The following is a 12,164-nucleotide window of genomic DNA, read 5'->3' as shown; positions in this document are numbered from 1 at the left end:
GGCCTTCTTCGCTCACGCGGCGTCGCTGCGTCAGGGTTTCCCCCATTGCGCAATATTCCCCACTGCTGCCTCCCGTAGGAGTCTGGGCCGTGTCTCAGTCCCAGTGTGGCCGACCACCCTCTCAGGCCGGCTACCCATCGTCGCCTTGGTGAGCCGTTACCTCACCAACTAGCTAATGGGCCGCGGGCCCATCCCAAGGCGGATTCCTCCTTTGGCTTATGTATCATGCGACACACAAGCTTTATGCGGTATTAGCAGGTCTTTCGACCTGTTATCCCCCTCCTTGGGGTAGGTTACCCACGTGTTACTCACCCGTCCGCCGCTAAGACACCTTGGATTGCTCCTTGGCATCTCCGCTCGACTTGCATGTGTTAGGCACGCCGCCAGCGTTCGTCCTGAGCCAGGATCAAACTCTTATGTTTAAATCCTTAGCTTCTTAAATTACTGCTGGTCGCTTCGCCACTGTTCAGTTTTCAAAGGTCAATCAGCGTTTCTTATCTTATCACGCTTTTCTCTCTTTGTCAATATCTTTTTTCTTTTTTCTCGCCGCCCTCGCGACGACTTTAATATATTATCATGTATTATCCTTTTATACCTTTTTATATTTATCTATTTAACAAAATTAAATTTCATTTTCTCTATATTTCTTTGTTTTTCTCTATATTACTAATATAGATACGCTAGGTGATGTTGTTTTTAGAAACAGCAAATTTTCTTATTAGATTCCAAAGGTAAATAAATATCATGCAAACCAAACCACCAGCAGTATCAATTAATACATCTTTATATGTAGGAGATCTTCCAGGAACAAAACTTTGATGAAATTCATCAGATACTGAATATATGAATGTAATTATGATTGAAATTAAAAGGCTTTTATTAAATATAAAGTCATCAATAAGAGCATTAAATAATAGAAGGTAAAAAATAAAATACTCAGTAAAATGGGCCATTTTTCTTACAATAAAATCAGCATTAACACTAAATAATGTATTAATATCAATTCCTATTTTTTTAAATAGTTCAATAATAAATCTATTGTTTTGACTTGAAATTTCACCATTTTGACTTGAAAAAATAAAAATAACTATTGCCCAAATAAAAACTAAAATCCATTTAATATATCTTCTTTTCATCCTATCCCCTTACCTTACCAATACTTTTATCATACATGATTATAATTTAGACTAACATAATTTTCCACAAGTATATATAAAAAAATGCTCTAGAGAAACTTCTCTAGAGCATCTGGTGCGGGCGGAGGGACTTGAACCCCCACGCACGAGGCGCTAGATCCTAAGTCTAGTGCGTCTGCCAATTCCGCCACGCCCGCATATTTGGTGAGCCACCGGGGAATCGAACCCCGGACACCAAGATTAAAAGTCTTGTGCTCTGCCGACTGAGCTAGTGGCTCACACAACGTTTAATATATTAACATGATAATAACTTTTTGTCAATACTTTAAAATTGAAGCTCAAAATATTAGTTAACCTTTATTCATCTTGTTTTAAAGTAAATCATTATATATTATCTTCTATATTTTTATATACTTGTTTTACAAATTATTCTAATAAATGAAATTAAAGTTAAACTTTTAGTTAAGGGATTTGTTAGTGTAATATGATAAAATCATCAAAAGTCACTATAAGGAAAGCAATCTTTTACATTCAACCACCTTTGCTTTTATGCTTTATTTTTTTACAACCTCATGCCCCCCAAATTCATTTCTCAGTGCAGCTACGACTTTTCCAGAGAATGTATCCTCCATCTCTGATCGATATCTCATATATAACGCATCAGTTATAACTGGTGCTGGAATTTTTAAGCTTAAAGCCTCTTGAACGGTCCATAGACCTTCCCCTGAAGAAAACATTACTCCTTTAATACCTTCAAGTTTAGGATCTTTACTAAAAGCCTTTTCAGTTAATTCCATGAGCCATCCTCTTATAACCGACCCGTTGTTCCATACCCTTGCTATTTCTTTAAAATCTAAATCAAATTGGCTTTTTTCAAGAATTTCAAATCCTTCTGCAATCGCCTGCATCATTCCATACTCAATTCCATTATGAACCATTTTTACAAAATGTCCTGAACCCGCTTTTCCTGTATACAAATATCCGTTTTCTACGCTTATATCCTTAAATAGATTTTTGATGTATTTAAAAACCTCTTCATCCCCACCTATCATTGTGCAGGCACCATATCTTGCACCTTCTATTCCACCACTTGTTCCAACATCTAAAAAATCAATTCCCTTTTCTTTAAGATAGTTATATCTTCTTATGCTATCTTTGTAATATGAGTTTCCACCATCTATTATAATATCATGTTCATCAAGATAAGGTATTAATTGGTCTATAATTTCATCAACTACATCTCCTGCTGGAACCATAAGCCATATTACCCTTCTTTTTTTAAGTTTATTAACTAACTCTTCTATACTGTATGCTCCTATTATTCCTTCCTTTTCCGCTTCCTTTATTCTATCAATTGTTTTATTATATGCCACAACACTATGTCCTTTATCCCTCATATTAAGTGCTAAATTGTAACCCATTCTTCCAAGACCTATTAAACCTATTTCCATAAAAAACACCTCCATAAATCGTCTAATTTTTGTAGCTTCCAAAGTCATATACTTAAATTAATTTTAAAATTAACAATAGTAGAGGGGAATTATTCCCCTCTTAAAAATTATATAAACAAACTAAAAATAAATACACAAACTACTCCAACTACAGCAATTATTGTTTCCATTATTGTCCATGATCTTAATGTATCCTTCTCTGAAATTCCAAAATATCTATTTACTAACCAGAATCCACTGTCATTCACATGTGATAATATAGTTGATCCAGCCGCTATAGCAATAACAATCCATGCTGGGTCGATATTAAAGGAAGGCAACATTGGTGCCATAATACCACCAGCTGTCATCATAGCAACTGTTGCAGAACCTTGAGCTATTCTAACTATAGCTGCTATTAAAAATGCTAAAAATATAGGATTTATATTAGAATTTGCAATACTTTCAGCTAAAAGTTTTCCAACCCCGCTATCTATTAAAACTTGTTTAAACACTCCACCAGCACCAGTAACAAGAATAATTAATCCTGCAGGTGCAAGAGACGATGTCGCAATTTCATTTATTTTTTCTTTAGACATTCCTCTATAAGTCCCAAGGCCAATAAATGCTACAAGAGTTGCAATTAATAAAGCAGCAAATGGATGTCCAATAAATCCTAAGAAGATTCTTGTAAAACTTTCTTTAGGTAGAAATGCACTTGACCAAGTATTTAGTAAAATCAATACTATTGGTAACAAAATAGTAAACAATACAAATCCAAAACTTGGTAAATCTTTATCTTCTTTCTTATCATTTTCTGTTTCTTTTATCATATATTCTGGAACTGGAACATATATCTTATTCGAAATATACTTACCAAAGATTGGTCCAGCAACAATTGCAGTAGGTATACCAGCTAATAAACCGTAAAAAATTACTTTTCCAAGATCAGCATTTAAAAGTTGAGCAACAGCCACAGGTCCTGGTGTTGGTGGAACAAAAGTATGAGTTACTGCTAACCCTGCTAATAATGGAATACCATAAAACAATAATGATTTTTTAGTTTCTTTAGCAAGTGAATAAACTATAGGAACTAAAATAATAAACCCAACATCGAAAAATACTGGAATTGAAATAATAAATCCTGCAATCATTAATGCCCAAGAAGCTTTTTCTTTTCCAAACCATTTTATTAATGTTCTTGCTAGTCTTTCAGCCCCTCCTGACACTTCAAGCATTTGTCCAAACATTGAACCAAGTCCTACTACTACTGCAATAAATCCTAAAGTTCCACCCATACCATTTTGAATTGATCCCATGATCTTATCAAGAGGCATTCCGGCTGCAAGTGCAACACCCATGCTGACAATAAGTAAAGTTACAAAAGCTTGGACTTTTAGCTTCATTACCAGAAATAATAAAGCTAAAACTCCAATGATAACAATTAGTGTAAGATACGTAGCATTTGACATTTAAACCCCCCCAAAATTATAATTTTTCTAAAATAGGCATAAGCCCATTTATAGCCTCTTTGTATATTGAAAAAAGATAATCATATATTTTTTTATTTTGAATATTTGGATTATATTTATTAGTGGTTTTTACAAATTTTATTCCATCTTCTATACTACTTATCTCCTTATTAGATAATAATCCTAATATGTATGCACCAATAACTGGCGTGTCGAAATCTTCTGTTATTTCAATTTTTGTCCCTATAATATCACTTAGTATTTGTATCCATATATTACTTTTAACAAAGCCACCATTGGCTTTAACATTATTTATCTCGCCAAATTCTTCTATTATTTCATATACATCTCTAATTGAATAACAAATTCCTTCAATTATGGCTCTTGTAAAATCTTTTTTGTTATTTATTGTTTTTATTCCTAAAAATGTCCCTTTAAGATTTGAATTCCAATAAGGAGATCTTTCTCCGGATAAAAATGGTAAAAACATAACTCCATTACTGCCTATTGGAGTATTTTTTACGTATTCATTAAGTAACTCGTAAACATCAATATTTAAATCCTTAGCTCTATGTTGTTCTTCATCTGCAAATGTATCTTTAAACCATTTGTATGCTATTCCACCATTATTAATTGCTCCGCCAATAATATATTTGTTTTTATATAAGTAATAACAAAATATTCTAGCATCATTATCTAAATAAGGTCTATCAAAGGCTACCCTAACTGCTCCACTTGTTCCAATAGTTATAGCGGCTGTTTTATTATCTATTGCGCCCGAACCCAAATTCGCTAAGCATCCATCACTTGCTCCTACAACAAAATGAACATTTTTATTTAGATTAAAAAATTTCTTATATTCATCTTTTAATTTTTTTAAAGAAAAAGTTGTTTCAACAGTATCTGAAAACTTATCAATTTTAATTCCTATATCACTTAGTATTTCTTCATCCCATTTTAAGTCAAATATATTAAACAAACCTGTTGCCGATGCTATTGAATAATCTACAACATATTCGTTAAATAACTTATAAAGCACATACTCTTTAATTGATATGAATTTATATGCTCTATCAAAAACATCTTTTTCATTGTCCCTTAACCACATCAGCTTATATAATGGTGACATCGCATGAATCGGTGTTCCTGTCTTTGTGTAATATTTAAGACCTACTCCATTGATTTTATAAGACTTCACATAACTTGAAGATCTATTATCGGCCCAAATAATACAATTTGTTAAGGGATATCCATGGTTATCAACTGCCATAATGCTATGCATCATTGAACTAAAGGAAACAAATTCTATATCATTTTCTTTATTTAAAATCAATTCTTTTAATACATAAACAACAGCATCAAAAATTTCATCTGGATTTTGCTCCATAAATCCATTTTGAAGAGATATTATTCCATATTCCTTGGAAATCTTTTTTATTACACATCCATATTCATCAAAAAGAGCCCCTTTTGTGCTTGTTGTCCCAATATCTATACCTACGTAATATCTTGCCATACCCATACCCCTTTTATGAAAATTTTCTTCGTTTTATAATAAAAAATAATGAAAATTAATACTATTATGAAGATTTTCTTCTTTAATTATATTCCATTATATTCTAAAAAGCAATAATTTATAACAAAAAAACTGCCAAATGGCAGTTAAAATCTTTTTAATGCTATTGCGTTTCTTACCTTTTTAAGATTTTTTATATAATTATCCTTATCCCTCATACAGTATCCAACAAATATAGTATCAATTAAACTTAATGCGCTTATCCTAGATTCCATGGCTTCGCTTTTAAAATCAGATTCTTTTCCATAGGATATTAAAACAATATCTGAAACCTTAGAAATTGGAGATTTGTTATTAGCTGTTATGGTTATTATCTTTGTATCATTACTCTTTGCAATGTTTATATTTTCGATAAGTTCTTTATTGCTTCCTGTATTAGATATTGCTATAATACAATCCTTATCACTTAAACGAGAAGCAATCATTGCTTGAACATGTCCGTCATCAGAAAACTCCACCCATTTCCCCGTTCTCAAAAATTTATGATAAAAATCATAGGCAAGGGCTGCAGATCCTCCCATTCCAAAAAAAGCAATTTTAGTTGATTTAAGCAAAATATCAATGGCCTTTTTAATAAGGTTATAATCATTAAGCTTTAATGTTTGGTTTAGAGAATAAATATTTGAGTTAAAAACCTTTTGCATTATTATAAATTCATCATCATCTTCTTTTATCTCCTCATGAATGTCTTCAATTGGAGATATAACTTCGCTTGCAATTTTAATTTTTAATTCCTGATATCCTTTATAACCTAATTTCTTACATAATCTTATAATTGTAGCATCTCCACATCCCACTACATCGGATAATTCAGTTATTGAAAAATGAATAATATCCTTTGGATTTTTAAGAATATATTCAGCAACTTTTTTCTCTGCACCCTTAAGGGAACTATAAATGTCTCGAATCCTTTGAATACAATTCTGTTCCATATTATCCCTCTTTATTCTATAAAATCCTTTAGCTTATCTACACTAATTATTTTTATTCTATCCCTTTCAAAGTCTATTGCACCGCATTCTTTCAGTTTTGTAAGGGCTCTTGTAAAGGTTTCCCTTGTAAGTCCAACCATGCTTGCCATCTCTTGTCTTGATAAGTCAGTATCAAATTCAAGTCCATCATAAAGCTTTGAATGTTTTTTTAAGATTAAATCCATAAGAAGCATCGCCGTTTTACCATAAGCATCCCTTAGGGCTAAATTTTCTATCTTTTTTGAAACCATCTGAAGCCTTTTTCCCATAGCCTTTATTATTCCTATAGATATTTTAGGATATTCCTCAAGAAGTTTTTCAAAATCCTTTATTTTAATCAATAAAGCCTCGATATCCTCATAGGCCTCTGCACTGGCGGGATATTTATTTAATCCAAATAAACATGATTCTGCAAAAACCTCTCCTTCAGGCAATATATTTATTATATGTTCCCTTCCATCTTGTCCTGTTTTAAAAATCTTAACCTTCCCCTTTTTAATAAAATATACCGCCTCTGCCTCCTCCCCCTCCATAAAGATAAGACTTCCTTTTTGATATCTTCTTTCATTAATTAAAGATGCTATTCTTTCTAGGGAGCCTTCATCCAAATCAGAAAATATGGCAATCTTTTTTAAGAAAGTGTTCTCCACAATTTTACCCCCTCAGGTTTAAAACTATTTCCTTAAATCTATTTCCTCTTTCTTCAAAATTTTTAAACATGTCAAAGCTAGCACAGGCAGGAGATAAAGTAACTATATCCCCATATTCAGCAACCTCATAGGCCTTCTCTACAGCCTCTTCAAGGGAATTCGTCTCTATAATATCAACCCTTTTTCCTGTTTTATTCATCACATCTAAAAATGCTGATTTTATTTTATCCTTCGTCATTCCTAAAAGAATTAAAGTTTTTATTTTATCTATACCTTTCTCAGCAAGGGGCTCAAAGGGAACGTTTTTATCATATCCTCCCGCTATTAAAATAACCTTTCTGTCAAAGGAATTAAGTCCTGCTAAAGTTCTTGTTGGACTTGATGCGATAGAGTCATTATAAAACTTGACTCCATTTATTTCCCTTACAAACTCGATTCTATGGGCAACCCCACCAAAATTCATTGCAACATATCTCATGTTTTCAATTGAAACAAAACCATATACAGCAGCAAATGCTGTCAAAAGATTTTCTATGTTATGCATCCCTAAAAGCCTAACCTCATCCTTATGGCATATGAATTCATCGTTAACATAAAGTTTTCCATTATCATAATAGGAAAAGGCCTTTTCCTTCATGCTAAAGAATCTTATCTCTCCCTTAACCTCATCCCTCATAGAATAAGTTATTTCATTATCTTTATTTAAAATAGTTATGCCTCTTTCATTTTGATGTAAAAATATATTTTTCTTAGAATTTACATACTCCTCCATATCCTTATGATAATCAAGGTGATTTGGACTTAAATTGGTTATAACAGAAACTATTGGAGATACATCAAAATCCATAAGTTGAAAGCTTGAGAGCTCCAATACAACATAATCATCCTCTTTAATTTCTTCTATTTTCTCAAACAAAGGAATACCTATATTTCCACCAAGAAATACGTTATACCCTTGCTTTTTTAGCATTTCATAAATTAAGGTGGTGGTTGTTGTTTTACCGTCACTTCCCGTAATTCCAAAAATCTTACCCTTGCAATATTTAACAAGCTCTCTAATCTCCGATGTAATATATGCTCCTTTTTCATGTGCCTTCATTAAAAATTCATTGGTAGGAAGCAAAGATGGGGTCCTAAAAATTACTTCATACTCATCTATAGTGTTTAGATAATCCTTTCCTAAAACTAATTTTACACCTAATTTTTGAAGCTCTTCTTTTCCTTCAAAATCTTCCTTTTTATCAAAGGCAGTAACATCAGCACCATATTCTAAAAGCTTTTTTATAAGTGGTCTGTTGCTTATTCCAACTCCTACAACAGCTACCTTCTTTCCTTTAATAAACTCTTTAAACTTATTAAAATCCATCTATATATACTCCTCTCCTTCTAATACTTTTCTTAACTTTTTTAAATCCTCCAAATAAACATCATATAAACTTCGGTTATAAATTATGCTAGCTGGATGATAAAGAGGAAATATTTTTTTATTATCTAAATTTACCAGTTTACCATGATACTCACCAATGCTTGCCTTATCATACAACAATGCTTTAAGTGGGACGTTGCCCAAAGTTACAATAATTTTGGGTTTTATAAACTCTATTTCCTTAATCAAAAACTCCTTTGAAAGTTCTATCTCTTTTTTATTCGGTGCTCTATTTGATAATCTTTGCGTCTTAGCATCTTTCTTTGTCGGCCTAAATTTAACCACATTTGTTATGTATAAATCGTCTCTATTAAGTCCTAATATATTCAAAAACTCATCCAAATTCTTTCCTGCCTGTCCTACAAAGGGTCTTCCAATTTTCTCTTCGAATCTTCCGGGTGCTTCACCTATGAGCATTATCTTGGCATTTTTAGCTCCTTCTCCAAATACCACCTTTTTTTCTATTCCTAATTCATCTTTTAATTTCTTAATATATTCTTCTTTTAAAGCATCAATATTAATATCCATATCCTTATACTCCTTTCTAATTTGATTATATCACAAAGATATTCATTCTCAAGAATCACCCTCATATCAAATTGCAAAACAAAATAGGTGGCAATGCCACCTATTGCAGATTGTAGACAAACTCTCATTGGTGTTTAGACTTTGCAAGAGCCCCGTGAATGGATTTCAAAAAGGCATCTCTCATGAGCTCTAGTAATTCTTGCTTTTCGACTTTTCAAAAGTCCGTAATTCTGCACACGGACGTGCAGAGCCGAGTGGCCGACACGGATGTCGGCTCACGAGGGTAGGACTTTTGAAAACAAAGAAAAGCTTAGAATTGCTTAGCGAAATGAGCGAATGCCAGGGAAATCCTTCATGGGGCTTATCAAAAAAACAACTTTTTCAACAGTCTGAAATAGGTGGCAATGCCACCTATTGAATTTCTGGAAGATTATCAAGGTTGTTTTCATCCTTGCCATCAGGAAGGCTTCTTAAGTATTTTTCGCCTTTCTTAGACGTTCCAACCCTAACTCCTTCTATTTGTCCTTCACTTGCAAGCCTTATACCTTCTTCTTTAGAAACTACCTGACCATTATCAAGTCTATATGCAACTATTTCTCCCTTTTCGTCATGCTTAACTCCTGTAATCCTATGCATAATTATCCCTCCTTGAGTATATTATCCCAAGGAAGATGTATTTTATGCATTTAACCTTTGTAACTCTTCCCTTATCTTTTTAAAATCCTCCCATGCCTCCTTCTTTTTTGAAGGGTCCCTTAAAAGGGCTGATGGATGATAAGTAGGCATAATTAAAAATTCGCCTTTTTTTACCCAAATTCCCCTATCCTTTGTAATTCTAATATTTTTATCTATTATATGCCTTGCGGCCGTTGCTCCAAGACAAACTATTATTTTAGGACGTATTAGTGCAACTTGTTTCCTAAGGTAGGGAATACAATTTATGGCTTCATCATCGTAGGGAACTCTATTGTTTGGAGGTCTACACTTTACTATATTTGCAATATAAACTTCTTCTCTTTTAAGGCCAATTGCTTCTATCATTTTTGTTAAAAGCTGTCCTGCCTTTCCAACAAAGGGCCTTCCTGTTTTATCTTCGTCTTCTCCAGGTCCTTCACCAATAAACATTATCTTAGCATTAGGATTTCCCTCTCCAAATACAACCTTATGTCTTTTACTGCTTAACCTGCATTTTTTGCACTGCAATACTATACTTTTAAGTTGATTGAGTTTGTCCTCCATACGTATCACCTAATTTTTTTGCTGTATTTATTTTATATATCTGATTTATAGTAACCGATAATAATACTATTGTTCCTCCAAAAATCGTCCAAACTGTAGGCCTTTCATTTAAAACAATTAAAGTCCAAACAGGGTTTAAAATAGGTTCAATAACTGGTATTAAAACAGCTTCAAAGGCATTTATAGATTTTATTGCCCTTGAATAAAGTATATATGGAAGTCCTAATTGTATTGTTCCAAGCAATATAAGCCCAAAAATACTAAATTTATCTGGAACCTTATTAAAACTAAAAGGCAACGCAACTATTCCTGTTAAAATATTTCCAATGATTATTGAATCAATAGGAGATTTATCTTTTTGTTTTCTCATGAAAATTGCAAGTCCGGCAAAGCTTATACCGCTTAATATAGCAAGTAAATTTCCCAACATATTATTAAAGCTTAGTTTTCCAATAAAAAACAAAAGCATTCCTATTATCACAAAAAAAGAACTAATCCAATCAATCATTAAAATTCTTTCCTTTAAAAGTGCATAACTTAGAAAAGCAACGTATATCGGTGCTGTATATTGAAGCATTATGGCGCTTGCAGCTGTTGTTAGTTTTGTTGCACCTACAAATAAAAATACAGTTAGGGAATAAAATATTGCACAAATTATTTGATCTTTTGAGAAATCAAATTTAAATCTTCTTGTAACCAAAATAATGAATATAGCAGAAATAATACTTCTAAATCCAGCAATAGCAATTGGGTTTAAATTAACAAGTTTAATAAAAACACCACCAAGACTCCAAAGAATAGATGATAAAATAAGAAGAATAATTGCTCCTTTTCTTTCGTTTAAATTTGCACCCATGTTTATCCTCCCAAAACTTTGCTACAGTTTAATATTATCATCAAAAACAAAATAAAACAATAACAATATAGAAAAGCGCCTACCACCTAAGCTTTCCTTAAGTGATAGACGCCTTTCATATGTAAAAATGGTGGAGATGAGGAGATTCGAACTCCTGACCCCCTGCTTGCAAGGCAGGTGCTCTCCCAACTGAGCTACACCCCCACAAAATGGTGGGCCTTCAGGGACTCGAACCCCGGACCGACCGGTTATGAGCCGGTTGCTCTAGCCAGCTGAGCTAAAGGCCCTAATTACCCGGCAGTCACCTACTCTCCCAGGCCGTCTCCAGCCTAGTACCATCGGCGTAGGTAGGCTTAACCTTCGTGTTCGAAATGGGAACGGGTGTTTCCCTACCTCCATCACCACCGGATTACACTGCACAATAAGATCAAGCCCTCGACCTATTAGTACCAGTCAGCTAAACGCCTTACGACGCTTACACCTCTGGCCTATCTACCTGGTAGTCTTCCAGGGGTCTTACCGCTTCCGCGTGGGAAATCTCATCTTGGGGTGGGCTTCGCGCTTAGATGCCTTCAGCGCTTATCCCGTCCGAACTTGGCTACCCAGCTGTGCCATTGGCATGACAACTGGTGCACCAGAGGTTCGTCCATCCCGGTCCTCTCGTACTAAGGACAGCTCCCCTCAAATTTCCTACGCCCGCGACGGATAGGGACCGAACTGTCTCACGACGTTCTGAACCCAGCTCGCGTGCCGCTTTAATGGGCGAACAGCCCAACCCTTGGGACCTACTTCAGCCCCAGGATGCGACGAGCCGACATCGAGGTGCCAAACCTCCCCGTCGATGTGGACTCTTGGGGGAGATCAGCCTGTTATCCCCGAG

The 12,164-nt window shown here is 34.0% G+C and carries 11 protein-coding genes, 4 tRNA genes and 3 rRNA genes; all 18 read right to left on the bottom strand.

The genetic code is table 11. The features are described 5' to 3' along the window. Nucleotides 1-422: ribosomal RNA gene (locus CAAU_RS03660) — 16S ribosomal RNA — on the bottom strand; the annotation flags it as partial. A gap of 258 nt (nt 423-680) precedes the next feature. Beyond that, complete coding sequence (locus CAAU_RS03655; RefSeq protein WP_008908085.1) at nt 681-1,136, bottom strand: VanZ family protein; 456 nt, start codon at nt 1,134-1,136, stop codon at nt 681-683. 113 nt (nt 1,137-1,249) lie between these two features. Continuing rightward, nucleotides 1,250-1,333, bottom strand: a tRNA-Leu gene (locus CAAU_RS03650). 5 nt (nt 1,334-1,338) lie between these two features. Beyond that, a tRNA-Lys gene (locus tag CAAU_RS03645) sits at nt 1,339-1,414 on the bottom strand. 276 nt (nt 1,415-1,690) lie between these two features. Next, on the bottom strand, nt 1,691-2,587 hold the full coding sequence (gene gnd / locus CAAU_RS03640) for a phosphogluconate dehydrogenase (NAD(+)-dependent, decarboxylating) (RefSeq protein WP_008908084.1): 897 nt from the start codon (nt 2,585-2,587) through the stop codon (nt 1,691-1,693). 107 nt (nt 2,588-2,694) lie between these two features. Next, nucleotides 2,695-4,038 carry a GntP family permease gene (locus CAAU_RS03635; protein ID WP_008908083.1) on the bottom strand — a complete coding sequence of 448 codons (1,344 nt, stop codon included), beginning with the start codon at nt 4,036-4,038 and terminating at the stop codon, nt 2,695-2,697. Nucleotides 4,039-4,054: 16 nt separating this feature from the next. After that, entirely contained in the window at nt 4,055-5,554 is a 1,500-nt protein-coding gene (locus tag CAAU_RS03630; RefSeq protein WP_008908082.1) for a gluconokinase, read from the bottom strand. Between the two features lie 146 nt (nt 5,555-5,700). Further along, nucleotides 5,701-6,546, bottom strand: coding sequence for a MurR/RpiR family transcriptional regulator (locus CAAU_RS03625; RefSeq protein ID WP_008908081.1), 846 nt, complete (start codon nt 6,544-6,546; stop codon nt 5,701-5,703). An 11-nt stretch (nt 6,547-6,557) separates the two neighbouring features. Then, nucleotides 6,558-7,235 carry a Crp/Fnr family transcriptional regulator gene (locus CAAU_RS03620; protein ID WP_008908080.1) on the bottom strand — a complete coding sequence of 226 codons (678 nt, stop codon included), beginning with the start codon at nt 7,233-7,235 and terminating at the stop codon, nt 6,558-6,560. A gap of 4 nt (nt 7,236-7,239) precedes the next feature. Beyond that, nucleotides 7,240-8,601, bottom strand: a complete 1,362-nt coding sequence (gene murD / locus CAAU_RS03615) for a UDP-N-acetylmuramoyl-L-alanine--D-glutamate ligase (protein WP_008908079.1) — start codon at nt 8,599-8,601, stop codon at nt 7,240-7,242. Continuing rightward, nucleotides 8,602-9,189, bottom strand: coding sequence for a uracil-DNA glycosylase (locus CAAU_RS03610; RefSeq protein ID WP_008908078.1), 588 nt, complete (start codon nt 9,187-9,189; stop codon nt 8,602-8,604). Nucleotides 9,190-9,600: 411 nt separating this feature from the next. Further along, nucleotides 9,601-9,825: a DUF3892 domain-containing protein gene (locus CAAU_RS03605; protein ID WP_008908076.1), complete on the bottom strand. Its 225-nt coding sequence runs from the start codon at nt 9,823-9,825 to the stop codon at nt 9,601-9,603. A gap of 42 nt (nt 9,826-9,867) precedes the next feature. After that, nucleotides 9,868-10,428: a uracil-DNA glycosylase gene (locus CAAU_RS03600; RefSeq protein WP_008908075.1), complete on the bottom strand. Its 561-nt coding sequence runs from the start codon at nt 10,426-10,428 to the stop codon at nt 9,868-9,870. Further along, nucleotides 10,403-11,284, bottom strand: a complete 882-nt coding sequence (locus tag CAAU_RS03595) for a DMT family transporter (RefSeq protein WP_008908074.1) — start codon at nt 11,282-11,284, stop codon at nt 10,403-10,405. Before CAAU_RS03595 ends, CAAU_RS03600 begins: the two co-directional genes overlap by 26 nt. A gap of 128 nt (nt 11,285-11,412) precedes the next feature. Beyond that, nucleotides 11,413-11,488: transfer RNA gene (locus CAAU_RS03590), tRNA-Ala, on the bottom strand. A gap of 6 nt (nt 11,489-11,494) precedes the next feature. Further along, a tRNA-Ile gene (locus CAAU_RS03585) sits at nt 11,495-11,571 on the bottom strand. 5 nt (nt 11,572-11,576) lie between these two features. Further along, a 5S ribosomal RNA gene (gene rrf / locus CAAU_RS03580) occupies nt 11,577-11,693 on the bottom strand. Between the two features lie 14 nt (nt 11,694-11,707). Beyond that, nucleotides 11,708-12,164, bottom strand: a 23S ribosomal RNA gene (locus CAAU_RS03575); the annotation flags it as partial.

The sequence above is a fragment of the Caloramator australicus RC3 genome, from assembly GCF_000297115.1.
Lineage (GTDB): Bacteria > Bacillota > Clostridia > Clostridiales > Caloramatoraceae > Caloramator > Caloramator australicus.
Note: the sequence above shows the minus strand (reverse complement) of the source record. Positions and strands in the feature narration are given on the sequence as shown.